We start from the raw sequence: 17,020 nt of genomic DNA on the forward strand, positions 1-17,020 counted from the left end.
CACCTACATGCCGAAGGCGTCGTCGCGCGGCAGCGGCATGCTGATCGCCAAGGCAGGCGGCGGCAATCCGATCACCGCGCTGGCAAAAGTGTTCCTGCCCAAGCGCGATGCGCCGACGCCGGACAGCAGGCCGGACGACGACGTCATTGCCTCCCTTGTTGAGGAAAGCGAGCCGGTCGTCGAAGAAACCACCCCCGTCGTTGAGACCAGGAAGGTCAAGACAGTGGCCGTGGCCACGGCGGACGATGTGGCGACCGCACGGGTCGCAGCAGCCTACGCCGAACCCGCGGCGGTCGACCCCGTCAACACGGCATCGGTGCCGTCCGGCTGGGCAGTCCAGGTCGCCTCTTCGCCAAAACAGTCCGAAGCTCAGGCTCTCCTGGACGAGACTAGCAAGCAGGCGCCTTCGATCCTCGCCGATGCCACAGGTTTCACCGTCGCCTTCGAAAAGGACGGCGTCACCTACTACCGCGCCCGGTTCGGCTTTGGTTCGAAGACTGCCGCCTGGAAAGCCTGCAACGCCCTGAAGAAAAAGAAAATCGAGTGCTACGCCGTCCAGCAGTAGACGGCGTCGAAAACATCTCCCGGAAAAATTCTGCGTCGAAGGAGAACTAGTTGTGATTGGAGAGCAAGACGTCCTTGGCTTCATTGATCCGCGCCGCCAGAAAAGACGTGCCGCCGATATCGGGGTGCAGGCGCTGCATCAGGCGGCGGTGCGCCTTGCGGACATCCGCCGCGGCGGCCCCCGCTTCAAGACCAAGGATCTTGTAGGCCTCCTCCTTAGTCATGGCGCCCGAACCTGGCGAAACACCCAGCCCTTCGCCACCATTCGCCTCCGCGTCTTTGCGCCAGATGGGAAATCTGCCGTCAAGATACGTCTCTAGCAGCTGGCGGCTCTCCGGGTCGCCGGGGAGTTCGCGATAAAGCTGCTGCAATTCCGCAAGGCTCATGGTGCCGAGCATCTTGCCTTCATGCCGGCCGGCAAGCACCAGCCCCTCCAGACTGCCGGTATCGTGATCAAGCTCCATCTCAAGTGCCGCGGTACGCACCGTCGAATGCTTGCCCGGCTCCAGTTTCGCCGTCGGCCGCTTCATCCGCATGGAGCCATACCAGGCGAGCGCCGCCGACAGGATCAAGCCGCCGATGCCTTCGCGTCCGACCAGGAGCACGGCGACGCCGATCAGCGCCAACAGGACGGGCCCAAGCGTCCTCATTCCGCTGGCGAGTTTGGCAGGGTCGGCGCGGAGAAAGACCGTGACCACGCCGAGCAGCACCAAAAGCAACGCCACGAATGCGATAATCGCGCCCATCATTTCCTGCCGCCCCGCAGATGCTCGATCATCAGCCGGTCTTCCGCCCTGCCCCTGGCCTCCAGTGCCTTCAGCCCGCCGGTCGCAAACACGGCGACCGCCGAGAGCAGGCTGGCCAAGGTTGCGCCAGCCCGTCGATCAAATCGGAACCAAGCTCCTTTGGACAGCCGCGCAATTTCCTTGAACGCCTTTTCTGCGCCGGAATCATGGCCCTCCTGAAAGACGAAGACAGGAACGCCGTGCAGGCCCAGGCTGCCGGCCTTTTCCGCCAGATCGTCTATATTTTCTTCCATCGCATCGCCGATATAGACCAACGCGTTGACCTTGGCCGCAGCAGTCTGTTTCAGCGTATGGGCGAGGACCTTGCCGATCTGGGTGTGTCCGCTGCGGCAATCGATCCTCGTCATCAACTGTTTCAGCGCCTCCGTATCGCTGACGAATGCGGATGAGCGGCACTCGCCAAGGCCCCGAAAATAGACCAGTTGAACCTTGAGCGCTCCGGCCTTGCCGACCGCGTCGAACATCTCGCCCTGCAGCGCACAGGCGAGATCCCAGGTCGGCTGACGGCTCATCGTCGCGTCGAGTGACAGAATGAGCCTGCCAGAACCGGTCGCGGATGCTGCGAGCGTTTTTGCCTGACGGATAAAGGCGTCGATCTCGCCGGTGCTCGATTGGGGCTCGACCGGCGCAGGATTGGCCTTGGCGGGCACGGGATGCTTCTTGTCGCTCATGACATTCAAGATGTGGCGTTGTCGCACAGCTTGCAAGCCCAGATGAGGCGACCTGGAGGGCCAGCGGCAGCTTTGAATTTGGGCCTTCCTAGAGAAGGCCGAGATCGGCAAGCTCGCGCCTGAGTTTCGGCGGCATCTCGACCAGCCCCGCTTTGCCCTTACCGAGATCGGCCGGTGCGTCCGACGGTTTCAGGTAGCGCCAGCCTTGAAAGGCCCGGCGCGGCTGCCAGTCGGTGCGCACGACCACAGGATCGAGCATCAGGTGACAGCGGCCAATGCCGTCATCATCGGTGAAAGGGCGGATTTCGGTGATCAACTGGCGGCACTGCACATTGCCCTTGATCACCCAGTAGAGGGAACCGCCATCGGTGACCTCGGCGCCGCGCGTCGGCATCATGCGTGTGGTGTGGTAATGCTCGGCCGGCTCGCCGGCGCGCCGCCGTTCGTCGAGGCGGAAGGCGATCCACTCTTCGAGATCTTCGACGCTGTCGCAGCCGACACAGAGCTTTATGATATTGAGAGACATGGATTAAGGTTTAGTCCTGCGCGCGAAGGCGTCAACGGCCTGGTCGACTTTCTCCACAGTGCCAATCCATGGTGCAAGGTTGGCTCAGCACTCCACGATATTGACGGCCAGTCCGCCGAGGCTGGTTTCCTTGTATTTCTCGTTCATGTCGAGGCCGGTCTGGCGCATGGTCTCGATCGCGGCATCAAGCGGCACGAAATGAACGCCGTCGCCCTTGATGGCCAGCGACGCGGCAGTCACCGCCTTGACGGCACCGAGCGCATTGCGCTCGATGCAAGGCACCTGCACCAGTCCGCCAACCGGATCGCAGGTCATGCCGAGATGATGTTCGAGCGCGATCTCGGCGGCGTTCTCGACCTGCTCCGGCGTGCCGCCCATGACGGCGCACAGCCCCGCCGCCGCCATCGCCGAGGCCGAACCGACCTCGCCCTGGCAGCCGACTTCGGCGCCTGAGATCGAAGCGTTGGTCTTGATGATGCCGCCGATCGCCGCCGCGGTCAGCAGGAAATCGCGGATACTTGGTTGGTCGGCCTCGGGATGGAAATGCAGCCAGTAGCGCAGCACCGCGGGCAGCGTGCCTGCAGCACCATTGGTCGGCGCGGTGACGACGCGCCCGCCGGCGGCGTTCTCCTCGTTCACCGCCATGGCATAGATCGACAGCCAGTCATTCGCGAGCAGCGGGTTGGGCCGGTTCTGCCGCCACTGCTCTTGCAGCTTGTCATGCAATTGCCGCGCGCGTCGGCGCACCTTCAGTCCGCCCGGCATGATGCCGTCCTGCGACAGGCCGCGTTCGATGCAGCTCTTCATGGCGCTCCAGATGCCGTCAAGACCGGCGTCGAGCTCCTCGCGCGACATCTGCGTCTCTTCGTTGACGCGCTTCATGTCGGCGATGGAAAGGCCGCTTTTCGCAGCCATCGACAGCATCTCGACGGCATTCTTGAAGGGGTATGGAACCTTCTTGCCTTCCGTCGTCACCGAGCCCTTCGCCTTCATACGCTGCAGCTCCTCCTCCGAAACCACGAAGCCGCCGCCGATCGAATAATAGATACGCTTGAGCAGCAGCCGGTCGTCGGCATCATAGGCGGAGAAAGCCATGCCGTTGGCATGGCCGGAAAGCGGCGTCTTGCGATCCAGCACCAGATCCGTTGCCGGGTCGAAGCGGTAGGAGGGATGGCCGGGCGGTGAAATCCGCTTCTCGGCAGCGATGCTGGCGACGATTCCATCCGCCTGATCGGGGTCCACCGTCTGGGGCGTCTGGCCGGCAAGGCCGAGCACAACGGCACGGTCGGAACCATGGCCGATGCCGGTATAGGCGAGCGAGCCGTGCAGGCTGGCGGCGATGCGGTCGACCCGGGCGCCGGCCGGGCGCGGCCAGTCATCTCCCGCGATCTCGTCGAGGAAACGCCGCGCAGCCGTCATCGGTCCCATCGTGTGCGAACTCGATGGTCCAATACCGATCTTGAACAGGTCGAAAACCGAAAGGAACACGCGCCGCTCTCTCCTATTGGAATTTACATATAGGAATTCCTGTGATGTTTCCGCTCTTTCGAAGATCGCGGCGCTGCACCTGCCGACCTTGTTTGCTCCGGCAGCGACATCGTTGCGCTCCGCCATCGAAGCGGCACCACCGCTTGTGGTAAAAGGGTCGCATGGGCGATTCCTTCCATTTGTCGACGGCAGACCTCGTGGCGCTGGCCTTCTTCCTTTTCGTATGGGTGCTGCATACGCTCGCCTCCGACGGAAAGCTGGTCAGCCGCATGTCGCTGACGACGGCGATGAACGTGCAGCGTGAAGCCTGGATGCGGACCATGGCCGAACGCGAGATTCGCATTGTCGACACCGCCATCATGGCAGGTCTTCAACAGGGAACCGCCTTTTTCGCCTCCAGCTCGCTGATTGCGATCGGCGGCTGTTTCGCCCTGCTCGGTGCCTCCGATCAGGTTGTTTCGGTGCTGAGCAACCTGCCGCTCGGCGCGACATCATCCCGCTCCGCCTTTCAGATGAAGGTGTTCGGATTGGTGCTGATCCTGGCCTATTCCTTCTTCAAGTTCGGCTGGGCCTACCGGCTGTTCAACTACTGCTCGATTCTGATCGGCGCGGTGCCGATCCCGCATGGCGAAGCCTCACGCAACCCGATCAGCGAGACGGCGGTATGGCGGGCGGCGCGCATGAACATGCTGGCCGGAAAACACTTCAATTCCGGCATGCGCGGTGTGTTCTTCTCGATCGGCTATCTCGGCTGGTTCGTCGATCCAAGTGTGTTCGTGCTGTCGACGCTGTTGTTGCTGGCGGTTCTGGTACGTCGCCAGTTCTTCTCAGCGGCGCGGCAAGCCGTGATCGGTCAGCCGCCCGAGCCGACACCAGGTCCGGGGAAAAGCCGATCGATGCGGCCCGACAGCCAATAGGTGACGAGCCCTATCCATTCACGGACCGCCGTGGTGGTGACCTCCAACCCGTTGTAAGGGGGAAGCGTGGCTATGTTTTCCTTACCGGAGGTCATGTAGTCGACCGGCCACGCAACGGTCGGAAAACCTGCTTTGTCGAACAGCGCCGTGGCCCGCGGCATGTGGAAGGCCGAGGTCACCAGCAGCCAGGTCTCGCCCGGTTTCGCCGTCACCAATTCCCTGGTGAAGATTGCGTTCTCGTAGGTGTTGCGGGATTTGTTCTCTAGGACCAGCCGATCGGCCGTCACGCCAAGCGCAGTGAGCAGGCGCGGGCCTGTGTCCGCATCGCCCTCACCTGCGGTCATCATCTCAACGGTGCCGCCGGAGATGACGATTTTCGCAGTCGGAAAACGCCGTGCCAGTACGGCCGCCTCGACGATCCGGTCGCCAGCGCCATTGATTTCATAGCCGCCACGCACGGCATTGATGGGGCTCTCCAGACCGCCGCCCAGCACAATGATACCATCAACCTTTTCCGGCAGCGGCGGCTTGGGGAAGCGATCTTCCAGCGGACTGATCATTATTGCGCCGAGCTCCGTCCATGTCGAAAGCGCAAGAATGAGAACGGCAAGGACGGTGCCGGCGGTCGCCCATCGCCGCCGTCCGAACATCGCCGCCACCAGCCCCGCCAGCAACAGGAAGATTGCAAAATTCAACGGCTGGACAAAGAACCAGAGCAATTTGGAAAGATAGAAGAACATCCCTCACCCCCACATCGGCCCAAATCGGAATCGATTCTCGGAAAGCACGATGCGCAGATTCAACGTGCTAGAGCGTACTTTGTGCGTCCAAGTGGACGCACGTCGCTCTAATGCATACCGCTCCATAAGCACGTGGCGCTTTTAGAGTAACAACATGCATAAACCAGGACCAAAGCGCCCCGCATCATTCAAATGCGATGCCTAAGGGACGACACTACCACCACTTTTCCGGCTGGAACGTACCCGCCGCCTGTTCGATGACGTGGGCGGTCTGGAACAAGGTTTCCTCATCGAAGGGCCGGCCGATGAGCTGCAGGCCGAGCGGCAGGCCCTTGGCGTCAAGCCCTGCGGGCACGGCGATACCCGGCAGTCCGGCCATGTTCACCGTCACCGTAAAGATGTCATTGAGGTACATTTTGACTGGGTCGGCGGCCATGTCCTCGTCGGCGATGCCAAAAGCCGCCGACGGCGTCGCCGGCGTCAGGATGACGTCGACGCCCGCCGCGAATGCATTTTCGAAATCCCGCTTGATGAGGTTCCGCACCTTCTGCGCCTGCAGATAGTAGGCATCGTAGTAGCCGGCGGAGAGCACATAAGTGCCGATCATGATGCGGCGCTTGACCTCGCGGCCGAAGCCGGCGGCGCGGGTCCTCTCGTACATGTCGACGATGTCCTTGCCCGGCACCCGCAACCCGTAGCGGACGCCGTCATAGCGGGCGAGGTTCGACGAGGCTTCGGCAGGCGCAACGATGTAATAGGCCGGCAGCGCATATTTCGTATGCGGGAGCGAAATGTCGACGATCTCGGCGCCGGCATCTTTCAGCCAGGCAATACCCTTCTGCCACAGCGCCTCGATCTCCTCGGGCATGCCGTCGACGCGGTATTCCCTGGGGATGCCGATCTTCATGCCCTTGATCGGCTTGCCGATCGCCGCCTCGTAATCCGGCACCGGCCGGTCGACCGAGGTGGTGTCCTTCGGATCGACCGAGGCCATGGATTTCAAGAGGATCGCGGCATCACGCACATCGCGGGCGATCGGTCCGGCCTGGTCGAGCGACGAAGCGAAGGCGACGATGCCCCAGCGCGAGCAGCGGCCGTAGGTCGGCTTGATGCCGACCGTGCCGGTGAAGGCGGCGGGCTGGCGGATCGAGCCGCCGGTGTCGGTGGCCGTGGCGCCGGCACATAGAAACGCGGAGACAGCCGAGGCCGAGCCGCCTGACGAACCGCCCGGCACCAGCTGGGCGTTGTCCAGCGTGCGCGCGGTCCTGGTGCCGCCGGCCGAGACGAAACCGCCATCGCCCTGATGCGTGGTCGGCATCACCACCGTATCGAGCCGCGAACGCCGCCACGGATTGACCACGGGGCCGTAATAGGAGGTCTCGTTGGACGAGCCCATGGCGAACTCGTCCATGTTGAGCTTGCCGAGCATCACGGCGCCGTCGGCCCACAGATTGGCGGTGACGGTCGATTCGTAGTGCGGCTTGAACCCATCCAGCACATGGCTGCAGGCCTGGGTGTGAATGCCTTCGGTGCCGAACAGGTCCTTGATCCCGAGCGGAATGCCTTCGAGCGACCCGCCCTCGCCCTTCGCCAGCTTGGCGTCCGAGGCCCTGGCCATGTCGCGCGCCTTGTCGTCGGTGACGACGACATAGGCGTTGAGCGCCGGATTGGCCCGCTCGATCGCCTGGAGATAGGCTTCGGTGATCTCGGTTGCGGTGATTTCCTTGGCGCGCAGCTTGGCGCGGGCCTGCGAAATCGTGAGTTGCGTCAGGTCGCTCATCAGGCAAGGCTCTTTTCGTAAAACACCGACCACTCGGTATCGGGATAGTCCAGCACCGGGCCGCAGCGCGAGAATCCGGCGCGTTCATAAACGGTCCACGCAGCCGGATGGCGGTCGCCCGTTTCCAGCACCAGACGCTTCAGCCCTTCATTGCGCGCCAACGCCTCGACCCGCTCGACGATCCTGGCGCCGATCTTCTGTCCACGATGCGACGGCCGCGTGTACATGCGCTTGACCTCGCCGATGGTGCCATCGTGGCGCTTGAGCGCGCCGCAGCCGATGGCAAGGCCGTTGTCACGGGCGATGAAGACAGTCGTGTCGTTGTCGGCCATCTGTTCGACGGTCATGTGGTAGCAGTGCTCCGGCGGCGTCAATTCCAGCAGCGTGGCGTTGAGCTCCTTAACCAGCCCGCGCACATCGTCCTGCAGCGGCGTCTCGATGGCGATCTCGATTGCCATCGGCCCGCTACTCCACGACCTTCGGAACGAGGAAGAAATTCTCTTCGGTCGCCGGCGCGTTGGCGACGATGTCGGCCGCCTTGCTGCCGTCGGTGACGACGTCCTGGCGCTTCTTCATCTCCATCGGGGTGACCGAAGTCATTGGCTCGACGCCGGAAACGTCGACCTCGTTCAGCTGCTCGACAAAGCCCAGAATGGCATTCAACTCACCGGTCATGCGCTCGGCATCCTCCTCGCTCACCGCAATGCGGGCGAGACGCGCGACGCGCTTCACAGTCTGAAGATCAACGGACATATTTGTTTGTGCCTCGGGAAAACCAGTCCGCGCTATAGCGGCGCGGCGCGTGCCGCGCAACATGCATCGTGCCGAGAACCGGGCCCATAGGTCTATGGCAGGGCCACGCCGTCGCAGAGGAAATAGCTGCCGCTGTTGCTGCCCCCTTCGCTTTCGTCTTCCGCAGGCCGGACCGAAACCAGATCGACCTGCTTCGCGTTCATTTGCGTTACGGAGAGAACGTCCGGAAAGACGTGGCCGGGCTCCTGGCATATGGCTGTCACCGCCCAGCTCGGCGAGAGCGTCGCCTTGGTGATCTGAAGGAACTCGCAATCGTATTCGACGCTTTGCAGGCCACGCGCCGAGAGCACAATGCTGCCAGCGTCGATCAGCGACTGCAGTGTGTCCTTCCTGGCCTGCGCACAAAGATCCTCGGACTGGAGATAGACGCCTTCGATGAAGTCCTCCGCGGCGGACGCCGGGGAAGCCACAGAAACAGAAATGAAAAGAAAGCCCCTCAAAACCATGTTTTCACTCCATTTTGACGCCTTATACCTAGCGTCTTCCTACAAGCTAATCGTCTCGCCGATCTTCGGCAATGCCACTTTCACGTCCGATCCATCCATCCCCGCCACGAACTTTTCGGCAGTCTGATCGATGATCGGGAACGTGCCGAAGTGACTGGGGATGACAGTCTCGAACTGAAAGAAGCGCCGGCAGGCAAGGGCTGCTACCGCGCCACCCATGGTGAAGCGGTCACCGACCGGCACGATCCCGATCTTCGGCTCGTGCAACTCGTTGATCAGCGCCATGTCCGAAAAGATGTCGGTGTCGCCCATGTGATAGAGCGTCTTGTCTTCCGGGAAATGCAGAACGAGCCCGCCCGGATTGCCGAGGTAGGTGTTCTGGCCATTGTCGCGTGGAAACGACGATGAATGGAGCGCCTGGACGAAGGTGGTGGTGAAACCGCCGCAATCCACGGTGCCGCCGATATTGCCGGGATTGATCTTCTTGTCGCTGGCGCCCTGGCCGACCAGATACATGCAAAGCTCGAAATTGGCGACCAGCATGGCGCCGCTTTTCCCAAGCACTTCCAGCGCACCGCTGATGTGGTCGCTATGGCCGTGGGTCAAAAGGACATGCGTGACCCCTTCCGCCGGTCCTTCCCAGCCGCCCGTCCATGACGGATTGCCGACCAGATAGGGATCGATGAGGATTTTCGCGTCGGCGGTTTCGACGCAAAATGCGGAATGTCCGTACCAGGTCAGTTTCATGAATGCTTTCCTCGATTTTTGCTTCGGCAAAGGATAGAACGCCGGCACTAAAATTAAAGTCCCACAGCGTCCTTTGCGACGTGTAATCCAAGGAAAGCCGTTGAGCATCATCACCATCGAAGAGTTGCCGGCGCGGCTCAGCGGCGGCAAGACGCTGGCCGGGCTCGACCTCGGCGACAAGACCATTGGCGTGGCGGTTTCCGACCGGGGCTTTGCCTTCGCCCATCCGCGCCCCGTCATCATGCGCAGGAAATTCTCGCTGGATGCAGCTGTGCTGCTCGCCTTGCTGCAGAAAGAGAATGTCGGCGCCGTGGTGCTCGGCCTGCCGATCAACATGGACGGGTCAGAAGGTCCGCGTGCCCAGAAATCCCGCGCCTTCGCCCGCAACATGGCTGGTATGACCGACCTGCCCTTCGTTTTATGGGACGAGCGACTGTCGACGGTGGCGGCTGAGCGGACATTGATCGAGATGGATTTTTCGCGCCGCAAACGCGCCGGCAAGATCGATTCGGCCGCGGCAGCGTTTATCCTGCAGGGCGTTCTCGACCGGCTTCAGGCGCTCGGCGTCGATGCCTGGTCGAAATAACGGTCGCGCATTATCCTGATCCAGCCACCGATCACCCGGCGGCGGCGAAACGCCCAAAACGCCATCAGCAGCAGACTGTCGAGGATGCAGGCCTTTGCCACCATGCCAGGAATGAGCGCCGGATCAATGCCAAGCATTTCCCCATAGAGCTGGAAAACCAGGTCATGCAATTGGCGGCTCAGCATGACATAGCCGAAATTGATGTCGTTGAGCGACAGGAAGAACCAGCCCCAGAACAGAGCGAGCGGTGCCGCCCATAGCGCGAACAAGGTGCGCATCAGCGGCCATCCCTCAAGTTCGTGTCCGGCCTCAAGTTTGTGTCCGGCCGGCCGGAAATGCGCGAAAGCGCCGAGTTGTGCGCCGCCGCCTTCGCCATCACATGCGCTGCGGCACGGATTTCGCCGGTGCCCGGATCCGCTGCGGCAAAAGCCGACCGCCGCTCTGCGAGCATGGCGACATAGGAAGCCAGCAATGCCGCCAGCTGCACCGCGACGACCATGAACAGCCCGTTGATGCCTTGCGCGGCGCCGCCGACCACGATCAGCGACAGCACGCCGGAAGCGGAGATGAAGGCGACCCGCACAACGCTGTCGGTGGCGTCCGGATTTGTCGGGACGCTGAATAGAGACTCGACAAAAGCCCAGCAGAACAGCACCGCGACGACAAGCAGCGCCACGGCAAGCGGCGCCACCACGATGGCATTTTCGAGGTCGACGAAGCGGGTGTCCTGGACGGCAACGCCGAGCACGCCAAGCGCTGCAGCAACACCGCGATTTCCGTCGATGCAGATGAACGCCAGCAGGGCGAAAACGACCGCCCAGTGCAAGGCCAGAAAGGAGCTCAATATGTGCCGCATGGCGTTCCTGCTTCAGTAAACAGGACAGTGGGCTTTGCGGCTTGCGACCGCAATGGAAACCATTTGTTAAGGTTAACGGCTTTCCACAGAGCGGCGATCGACGAGGAAAATCCGTCCCCGAAGCCTTCTCAGGTGACCGGCGGATAGAGCGTGTCGATGATCATGCGCGCGTCATGGCGCGAATCGAGCATGCCATAGGTGTTGCGCCACTGGCCGGCGAGGCGCGTCTCGACGAAGGCGTCGGCGATCCGCCCTGCCCCCAGCCTGCGAAGCTCCGCCGCTGCCGCCGACAGTGCCAGTTGTTCGGTGAGCAGACGAGCCGAGCCCTCATCGGTTGCCGCGACCTGCATTGCCGCCTTGAGCACACCGACGGTGCCGCGTCCGCCGGCGCCGAGATCGCGGTCGATGCCGGCCAGCACCTCCTCGAACAGGCCGGGCGCACGCCCCAGCACGCGCAGCACGTCGAGCGCCATGACGTTGCCGGACCCCTCCCAGATCGCGTTGACCGGAGCTTCGCGATAGTAGCGGGCGAGCGGCCCCTCCTCGACATAGCCGTTGCCGCCGAGGCACTCCATCGCTTCATAGAGCAGCGGCGGCGCGATCTTGCAAACCCAGTATTTGACGACCGGCGTCATGGCGCGCGCGAAGGCCGCCTCGCCACGGTCGCCGGCCGCCTCGTCGAAGGAGCGCGCCAGCCGGAACGACAGTGCGGTGGCGGCAGCAACGTCGAGCGCCATGTCGGCCAGCACGCGCTGCATCAGCGGCTGCTCGATCAGATTGGTCCCAAACACCTGGCGGTGACGGGCGTGGTGGACGGCCTCGGCCAGCCCGGCACGCATGATCGCCGACGAGGCGATCGCGCAGTCGAGCCGGGTCAGCGTCACCATGTCCATGATCGTCTTCACACCCGCCCCGGGCTCGCCGATCATCTCGCCGATGGCGTTGACGAACTCCACTTCCGACGAGGCGTTGGAGCGGTTGCCGAGCTTGTCCTTCAGCCGCTGGAAGCGGAAGCCGTTGCCCGAACCATCGCCGAGAATACGAGGAACGAGGAAGCACGAAAGCCCTTCCGGCGCCTGTCCAAGTACCAGGAATGCATCCGACATCGGCGCCGACATGAACCATTTGTGGCCGGTCAGCCGATAGAAGCCGCTGCCGGCGCGCTCGGCCCGGGTGACGTTGGCGCGGACGTCGGTGCCGCCTTGCTTCTCGGTCATGCCCATGCCGAGCGTCAGCCCGGCCTTTTCGACCGGCGGCTTCTGGCTCTGGTCGTATTTGCGTGTCGTCACGCGCGGCGCCCATTCGCGAAACAGCTTCGGGCTTGCCATCAGCGCTGCCAGCGATGCGCTGGTCATGGTGATGGGACAGAGATGCCCGGTTTCGAGCTCGGCCGTCAGGTAGAAACGGGCGGCGCGCACCTGATGACGGCGGCCGATCTCGGCGTCGCCATTTTCCCATACCGACGAATGCAGCCCGTTCGCCACCGACCGGCGCATCAGCGCATGATAGGCTGGATGGAACTCGACCAGGTCGATGCGCCGGCCCTGCCGGTCATGGGTTCTGAGCTTCGGCGTCTCGACATTGGCGAGGCGGGCCAGCTCCTGCGCCTCCTGCGTCAGCACGAAACGGCCGAGCCCATCGAGATCCTTGCGCACCGGATCGGAAAAACGCTCGGCAAGCTGGATCAGCAACGGATCGCCCCGCCAGGCGTTGCCGCCTGCCAGCGGCGGCGGCTGGTTCGTCACGTCGTCGGTCACGCCCAATCCTTCTATCGGCAGAAAGGCCTTATCATCACAAGGCCACGAATCCGAAGCCATCAGCTAGATATAGCCCAAGCCGCGCAACGCGCGCGACGAAAATACCGGGGAGAAAGGCCGCAATCCAAAGCTGGTGCTTGCAGCCAAAGGTCCTCCACCCTATAGCAGCGCCTTGAGATGACCGACGCTTCGTCCCTGCCACTCTATCCCCACCGCCATCTTCTGGGCATCCGCGATCTTTCCCCCGCCGACATCGAGCTTTTGCTGGACCGGGCGGACCGAGCGGTCGCGATCTCGCGGCAGTCGGAGAAGAAGACCTCGACGCTGCGCGGCCGCACCCAGATCAACCTTTTCTACGAAGCGTCGACCCGCACGCAATCATCGTTCGAGCTGGCGGGAAAACGGCTCGGCGCCGACGTCATGAACATGTCGGTGGCCAGTTCTTCGGTGAAGAAGGGCGAGACGCTGATCGACACGGCGATGACGCTGAATGCCATGCGCCCAGACATACTGATCATCCGCCACCAGTCGGCCGGGGCTGCGGCGCTGCTGGCGCAAAAGGTCGGCTGCTCGGTGATCAATGCCGGCGACGGCGCCCATGAGCATCCGACGCAGGCGCTGCTCGACGCGCTGACCATCCGCCGCGCCAGGGGTCCGCTGTCGAAGCTGATCGTGGCGATCTGCGGCGATATCCTGCATTCGCGCGTGGCGCGCTCCAACATCATGCTGCTCAACGCGCTCGGCGCCCAGGTCCGCGTCGTGGCGCCGTCGACGCTTCTGCCCGCCGGCATCGAGAAAATGGGCGTGATCGTCACTCGTTCGATGGCCGAAGGGCTCAAGGACGCGGATGTGGTGATGATGCTGCGCCTGCAGCGCGAGCGGATGGAAGGCGCCTTCGTGCCTTCGGTGCGGGAATATTTCCGCTATTTCGGCCTCGATGCCGAGAAGCTGAAGGCGGCCAAGGACGGCGCTCTGGTCATGCATCCCGGCCCCATGAACCGCGGCGTCGAGATCGCCTCGGAAATCGCCGACGGTCCGCAGAGCGTCATCCAGGAACAGGTGGAGATGGGCGTTGCCGTGCGCATGGCGGTGATGGAAGCGCTGCTCGATCCTCGCCGCAATCGCGAGGTTGCATGATGAGCACGACGGTCTTCAGCCAGGCCCGCATCGTCGACCCATCGCGCGGCATCGATGAGGTCGGCACGGTCATTGTCGAAGGCCGCAAGATCGTCGCTGCCGGCAAGGCCGCCTTGAACCAGGGCGCTCCGCAAGACGCTACGGTCATCGACTGCGCCGGCAAGGCTGTTATCCCCGGCCTGATCGATGCGTGCGTCTTCATCGGCGAGCCCGGCGGCGAGCACCGCGAAACCATCGCCTCGGCCAGCGTCGCTGCGGCCGCCGGCGGCGTCACTTCCATCGTCATGATGCCCGACACCGACCCAGTGATCGACAATGTCGCGCTGGTCGAATTCGTGCTGCGTACCGCCAAGGACACGGCCATCGTCAACATTTTTCCGGCTGCGGCGATCACCAAGGGCCTCGAAGGCCGCGAGATGACCGAATTCGGCCTGCTGCGCGAGGCCGGCGCGGTCGCCTTCACCGACGGACGGCACACCATATCAAGCGCGCTGGTGATGCGCCGCGCGCTGACTTACGCGCGCGATTTCGGCGGCGTGATCGCCCATGAAACCCAAGACGCCGACCTCGCTTCGTCCGGCGTCATGAATGAAGGCCTCTATGCCAGCTGGCTCGGCCTTGCCGGCATCCCGCGCGAGGCCGAGTCCATTCCGCTGGAGCGCGATCTGGCGTTGGCGCGGCTGACCGGCGGCGCCTATCACGCGGCCAAGATTTCGACGGCGATGGCGGCAAACGCGGTAACGCGGGCGAAAGCCGACGGCGCGAATGTCACATCAGGCGTCTCAATCCACAACCTGTCGCTCAACGAGAACGATGTCGGCGAATACCGCACCTTCTTCCGGCTGACGCCGCCGCTGCGCGCCGAGGAAGACCGGCTGGCGATGATCGAGGCGGTCAAGGACGGCACGATCGACCTCATCGTCTCCTCGCATGACCCGCAGGACGTCGATACCAAGCGCCTGCCCTTTGCCGATGCCGCGGCCGGCGCCATCGGGCTCGAAACGCTGCTGGGCGCGGCGCTGCGGCTCTATCACAATGGCGACGTGACACTACTTAGATTGATTGAGACCTTGTCCACCGCGCCGGCAAGGCTGTTCGGCCTGCCCGGCGGCACGCTGAAGCCGGGCACTGTCGCCGATCTTGCGCTGATCGATCTCGACGAACCGTGGATCGTCAGCGAAAGCGGAATCCGTTCACGCTCGAAAAACACCTGTTTCGAAGGCGCGCGGCTGCAGGGCAAGGTCTTGCAAACAATGGTGGCGGGCCGCACAGTGTTTTCAGCCTAGGGAGTGTCGATATTCAGGTGATGCCGGCCTGCGAACGGCGGTTTTCTGCGCTTCCGGTACTCACGTACCCAAAAGTACGCTGCGTTCCGGTTCTCGGAAACCACCATTCTCGACTCGGCCTGACCTGAATCTCGACACTCCCTAAAGCCGGCAGTTGGAGTTCAGGGGGAACAATGGCTTACGACATCGTCTTGGCGCTGGTGTTCGGCTATCTGCTTGGCTCGATCCCTTTCGGGCTTCTGATCACCCGCGCCGCCGGCCTTGGCGACGTCCGCAACGTCGGCTCCGGCAATATCGGCGCTACCAATGTGCTGCGCACCGGCAACAAGGGCCTGGCCGCCGCCACGCTGTTGCTCGACGCGCTGAAAGGCACGGCGGCTGTGCTGATCGCCGGTCACTTTGCACCGGAGCTCGGGCCTTGGGCCGGCCTTGGCGCCTTTCTCGGCCATCTCTTTCCGGTCTGGCTCGGCTTCAAGGGCGGCAAGGGTGTCGCCACCTATCTCGGCGTGCTGATCGCCCTTGCCTGGCAGGTGGCGCTGATCTTCGCCGTCGTCTGGCTGGCCGTTGCTTTCCTATTCCGTTTCTCCTCGCTGGCGGCGCTGACGGCAGCAGTCGTCGTGCCGATCGCGCTCTATGTCCTCAGCACGCCTGAGATTGCCGGGCTGTTCGCGCTGATGAGCCTGATCGTCATCATAAAACACCGGGCCAATATCGCGCGGCTGCTGGCCGGCACCGAGGGCAAGATCGGGACCAAAGAGTGAGCCAGCGCGCCGCCGGGCCGCGGCTCAGCGACAGGCAGCGGTTGAGCTGGCTTCGTTTGATCCGCACGCCGAATGTCGGCCCGGCCACCTTTCGCGACCTGATCAACCGCTTCGGCTCGGCCGAGACGGCGCTCGAGATGCTGCCCGAGCTGATGATTTCGGGCGGCGCCAGAAAGATCGTCCGCATCCCGTCGATTGCCGAGGCCGAGGCGGAGCTGGAAGCAGCCCGCCGGGCCGGCGCCCGCTTCATCGGGATTGGCGAGGCCGACTATCCGCCGCTGATGAAAAGCATGGACCATCCGCCGCCGCTGCTCGCGGTCAAGGGCGAAGGCGCGGTGTTCCGGCTGCCGGCAATCGCCATCGTCGGCGCCCGCAACGCTTCGCTGGCCGGCATCAAGATGGCGCGAACGCTCGCCGCCGAACTCGGCCGCGACGGCTACGGCATCGTCTCCGGCCTGGCGCGCGGCATCGACACGGCAGCACATCAAGGCAGCCTTGCGTCAGGCACGATCGGTGTGCTGGCCGGCGGCCTCGACCTGCCCTACCCGCCTGAGAATGCCGGACTATGCAACGAGATTGCCGAGCGCGGCGGCGCCATCATTTCGGAGATGCCGTTCGGCTGGCGGCCACGCGCCCAGGATTTTCCGCGCCGCAACCGCCTTGTCGCCGGCGCAGCATTGGGGCTGGTCGTGGTCGAGGCGGCGCACCGCTCCGGCTCGCTGATCAGCGCCAGGCTTGCCGGCGAGATGGGCCGGCTGGTCTTTGCCGTCCCCGGCTCGCCGCTCGATCCGCGCGCCGCCGGCACCAACGCCTTGCTCAAGGACGGCGCCACCCTGGTCACCGAGGCATCGGACGTTACCAGTGCGATCGCGCCGCTGGTCGGCGCACTGGCACCAAGGACGGCTCCACTTGGCGAGCCGCCCGACTTTTCGGCAACGCCACCGCCCGGCGAGGACGACCGCGCCCGCGTCGTCGAAGCCCTCGGCCCGACGCCCGTAGCGATCGACGAGATCATCCGCCACACCGGCCTGCATCCCGCTCAGGTTTTCATGGTGCTGCTGGAACTCGACCTCGCCGGCCGCCTGGAGCGCCACGCCGGCGGGAACGTGTCGCTGGTTTTTGGGGATATTTAGCAGGGT

The 17,020-nt window shown here is 63.6% G+C and carries 20 protein-coding genes; 7 read left to right on the plus strand and 13 right to left on the minus strand.

What is annotated here, in order from left to right:
* Positions 1 to 565, plus strand: a 565-nt coding sequence (locus EOC93_RS21520) for an SPOR domain-containing protein (RefSeq protein ID WP_164759226.1), incomplete at its 5' end; no start/stop codon positions are given.
* A gap of 46 nt (positions 566 to 611) precedes the next feature.
* On the opposite strand, the gene EOC93_RS21525 is transcribed toward EOC93_RS21520, so the two are convergent.
* The 4 genes from EOC93_RS21525 to EOC93_RS21540 form a co-directional block, all read right to left on the minus strand.
* Positions 612 to 1,313: a DnaJ domain-containing protein gene (locus EOC93_RS21525; RefSeq protein ID WP_206437517.1), complete on the minus strand. Its 702-nt coding sequence runs from the start codon at positions 1,311 to 1,313 to the stop codon at positions 612 to 614.
* The gene (locus tag EOC93_RS21530; RefSeq protein ID WP_127205638.1) at positions 1,310 to 2,041 is read right to left on the minus strand and encodes a VWA domain-containing protein; all 732 of its coding nucleotides are present in this window, start codon (positions 2,039 to 2,041) and stop codon (positions 1,310 to 1,312) included. The genes EOC93_RS21525 and EOC93_RS21530 overlap by 4 nt, the downstream gene beginning before the upstream one ends.
* Before the next feature lie 88 nt (positions 2,042 to 2,129).
* Positions 2,130 to 2,567 carry a DUF1489 family protein gene (locus EOC93_RS21535; RefSeq protein ID WP_095485269.1) on the minus strand — a complete coding sequence of 146 codons (438 nt, stop codon included), beginning with the start codon at positions 2,565 to 2,567 and terminating at the stop codon, positions 2,130 to 2,132.
* A gap of 84 nt (positions 2,568 to 2,651) precedes the next feature.
* Positions 2,652 to 4,055 (minus strand): L-serine ammonia-lyase, encoded by a 1,404-nt coding sequence (locus EOC93_RS21540; protein ID WP_095485562.1) that lies wholly within the window; start codon positions 4,053 to 4,055, stop codon positions 2,652 to 2,654.
* A 161-nt stretch (positions 4,056 to 4,216) separates the two neighbouring features.
* Here EOC93_RS21540 and EOC93_RS21545 point away from each other — a divergent pair, with 161 nt between their 5' ends.
* Complete coding sequence (locus EOC93_RS21545) at positions 4,217 to 4,972, plus strand: DUF599 domain-containing protein (RefSeq protein WP_127205639.1); 756 nt, start codon at positions 4,217 to 4,219, stop codon at positions 4,970 to 4,972.
* On the opposite strand, the gene EOC93_RS21550 is transcribed toward EOC93_RS21545, so the two are convergent.
* The 6 genes from EOC93_RS21550 to EOC93_RS21575 form a co-directional block, all read right to left on the minus strand.
* Positions 4,909 to 5,712: a YdcF family protein gene (locus tag EOC93_RS21550; protein WP_127205640.1), complete on the minus strand. Its 804-nt coding sequence runs from the start codon at positions 5,710 to 5,712 to the stop codon at positions 4,909 to 4,911. The two genes, EOC93_RS21545 and EOC93_RS21550, sit on opposite strands and share 64 nt — an antisense overlap.
* Positions 5,713 to 5,926: 214 nt before the next feature.
* The gene (locus EOC93_RS21555; RefSeq protein WP_127205641.1) at positions 5,927 to 7,492 is read right to left on the minus strand and encodes an amidase family protein; all 1,566 of its coding nucleotides are present in this window, start codon (positions 7,490 to 7,492) and stop codon (positions 5,927 to 5,929) included.
* The gene (locus tag EOC93_RS21560) at positions 7,492 to 7,950 is read right to left on the minus strand and encodes a GNAT family N-acetyltransferase (RefSeq protein ID WP_127205642.1); all 459 of its coding nucleotides are present in this window, start codon (positions 7,948 to 7,950) and stop codon (positions 7,492 to 7,494) included. Before EOC93_RS21560 ends, EOC93_RS21555 begins: the two co-directional genes overlap by 1 nt.
* Before the next feature lie 7 nt (positions 7,951 to 7,957).
* Positions 7,958 to 8,245, minus strand: coding sequence for an Asp-tRNA(Asn)/Glu-tRNA(Gln) amidotransferase subunit GatC (gatC, locus tag EOC93_RS21565; protein ID WP_095793007.1), 288 nt, complete (start codon positions 8,243 to 8,245; stop codon positions 7,958 to 7,960).
* 92 nt (positions 8,246 to 8,337) lie between these two features.
* Positions 8,338 to 8,751 carry a hypothetical protein gene (locus EOC93_RS21570; RefSeq protein WP_127205643.1) on the minus strand — a complete coding sequence of 138 codons (414 nt, stop codon included), beginning with the start codon at positions 8,749 to 8,751 and terminating at the stop codon, positions 8,338 to 8,340.
* Between the two features lie 39 nt (positions 8,752 to 8,790).
* Complete coding sequence (locus EOC93_RS21575) at positions 8,791 to 9,498, minus strand: metal-dependent hydrolase (RefSeq protein ID WP_095485276.1); 708 nt, start codon at positions 9,496 to 9,498, stop codon at positions 8,791 to 8,793.
* Positions 9,499 to 9,598: 100 nt separating this feature from the next.
* On the opposite strand from EOC93_RS21575, the gene ruvX reads away from it, so the two are divergent.
* Positions 9,599 to 10,084 carry a Holliday junction resolvase RuvX gene (gene ruvX, locus EOC93_RS21580; protein WP_095485277.1) on the plus strand — a complete coding sequence of 162 codons (486 nt, stop codon included), beginning with the start codon at positions 9,599 to 9,601 and terminating at the stop codon, positions 10,082 to 10,084.
* On the opposite strand, the gene EOC93_RS21585 is transcribed toward ruvX, so the two are convergent.
* The 3 genes from EOC93_RS21585 to EOC93_RS21595 form a co-directional block, all read right to left on the minus strand.
* Complete coding sequence (locus EOC93_RS21585; protein ID WP_077384057.1) at positions 10,051 to 10,362, minus strand: DUF6105 family protein; 312 nt, start codon at positions 10,360 to 10,362, stop codon at positions 10,051 to 10,053. The genes ruvX and EOC93_RS21585 overlap by 34 nt on opposite strands.
* Positions 10,362 to 10,940, minus strand: a complete 579-nt coding sequence (locus EOC93_RS21590) for a hypothetical protein (protein WP_095485278.1) — start codon at positions 10,938 to 10,940, stop codon at positions 10,362 to 10,364. Before EOC93_RS21590 ends, EOC93_RS21585 begins: the two co-directional genes overlap by 1 nt.
* A gap of 128 nt (positions 10,941 to 11,068) precedes the next feature.
* Positions 11,069 to 12,697 (minus strand): DNA alkylation response protein, encoded by a 1,629-nt coding sequence (locus EOC93_RS21595; RefSeq protein ID WP_095485563.1) that lies wholly within the window; start codon positions 12,695 to 12,697, stop codon positions 11,069 to 11,071.
* A 177-nt stretch (positions 12,698 to 12,874) separates the two neighbouring features.
* On the opposite strand from EOC93_RS21595, the gene EOC93_RS21600 reads away from it, so the two are divergent.
* The 4 genes from EOC93_RS21600 to dprA all read left to right on the plus strand — a co-directional run bounded on the left by EOC93_RS21600 (position 12,875) and on the right by dprA (position 17,014).
* Positions 12,875 to 13,834, plus strand: a complete 960-nt coding sequence (locus EOC93_RS21600) for an aspartate carbamoyltransferase catalytic subunit (RefSeq protein WP_095485279.1) — start codon at positions 12,875 to 12,877, stop codon at positions 13,832 to 13,834.
* Positions 13,834 to 15,120: a dihydroorotase gene (locus EOC93_RS21605; RefSeq protein ID WP_095485280.1), complete on the plus strand. Its 1,287-nt coding sequence runs from the start codon at positions 13,834 to 13,836 to the stop codon at positions 15,118 to 15,120. Before EOC93_RS21600 ends, EOC93_RS21605 begins: the two co-directional genes overlap by 1 nt.
* Positions 15,121 to 15,293: 173 nt before the next feature.
* Positions 15,294 to 15,881 (plus strand): glycerol-3-phosphate 1-O-acyltransferase PlsY, encoded by a 588-nt coding sequence (gene plsY / locus EOC93_RS21610; protein WP_127205644.1) that lies wholly within the window; start codon positions 15,294 to 15,296, stop codon positions 15,879 to 15,881.
* A complete protein-coding gene (gene dprA, locus EOC93_RS21615) occupies positions 15,878 to 17,014 on the plus strand; it encodes a DNA-processing protein DprA (protein ID WP_127205645.1) in 1,137 nt (378 codons plus the stop codon). Before plsY ends, dprA begins: the two co-directional genes overlap by 4 nt.
* Positions 17,015 to 17,020 lie beyond the last annotated feature (6 nt).

This window comes from Mesorhizobium sp. M6A.T.Ce.TU.002.03.1.1 (assembly GCF_003997275.1).
GTDB lineage: Bacteria > Pseudomonadota > Alphaproteobacteria > Rhizobiales > Rhizobiaceae > Mesorhizobium > Mesorhizobium mediterraneum.

Excerpts from the sequence above, each read along its gene's own strand:
- EOC93_RS21525 (WP_206437517.1), bottom strand. The coding sequence starts at position 1,313 with ATGATGGGCGCGATTATCGCATTCGTGGCGTTGCTTTTGGTGCTGCTC.
- EOC93_RS21530 (WP_127205638.1), bottom strand. The coding sequence starts at position 2,041 with ATGAGCGACAAGAAGCATCCCGTGCCCGCCAAGGCCAATCCTGCGCCG.
- EOC93_RS21535 (WP_095485269.1), bottom strand. The coding sequence starts at position 2,567 with ATGTCTCTCAATATCATAAAGCTCTGTGTCGGCTGCGACAGCGTCGAA.
- EOC93_RS21545 (WP_127205639.1), top strand. The coding sequence starts at position 4,217 with ATGGGCGATTCCTTCCATTTGTCGACGGCAGACCTCGTGGCGCTGGCC.
- EOC93_RS21550 (WP_127205640.1), bottom strand. The coding sequence starts at position 5,712 with ATGTTCTTCTATCTTTCCAAATTGCTCTGGTTCTTTGTCCAGCCGTTG.
- EOC93_RS21555 (WP_127205641.1), bottom strand. The coding sequence starts at position 7,492 with ATGAGCGACCTGACGCAACTCACGATTTCGCAGGCCCGCGCCAAGCTG.
- EOC93_RS21560 (WP_127205642.1), bottom strand. The coding sequence starts at position 7,950 with ATGGCAATCGAGATCGCCATCGAGACGCCGCTGCAGGACGATGTGCGC.
- gatC (WP_095793007.1), bottom strand. The coding sequence starts at position 8,245 with ATGTCCGTTGATCTTCAGACTGTGAAGCGCGTCGCGCGTCTCGCCCGC.
- EOC93_RS21570 (WP_127205643.1), bottom strand. The coding sequence starts at position 8,751 with ATGGTTTTGAGGGGCTTTCTTTTCATTTCTGTTTCTGTGGCTTCCCCG.
- EOC93_RS21575 (WP_095485276.1), bottom strand. The coding sequence starts at position 9,498 with ATGAAACTGACCTGGTACGGACATTCCGCATTTTGCGTCGAAACCGCC.
- EOC93_RS21585 (WP_077384057.1), bottom strand. The coding sequence starts at position 10,362 with ATGCGCACCTTGTTCGCGCTATGGGCGGCACCGCTCGCTCTGTTCTGG.
- EOC93_RS21590 (WP_095485278.1), bottom strand. The coding sequence starts at position 10,940 with ATGCGGCACATATTGAGCTCCTTTCTGGCCTTGCACTGGGCGGTCGTT.
- EOC93_RS21600 (WP_095485279.1), top strand. The coding sequence starts at position 12,875 with ATGACCGACGCTTCGTCCCTGCCACTCTATCCCCACCGCCATCTTCTG.
- EOC93_RS21605 (WP_095485280.1), top strand. The coding sequence starts at position 13,834 with ATGAGCACGACGGTCTTCAGCCAGGCCCGCATCGTCGACCCATCGCGC.
- plsY (WP_127205644.1), top strand. The coding sequence starts at position 15,294 with ATGGCTTACGACATCGTCTTGGCGCTGGTGTTCGGCTATCTGCTTGGC.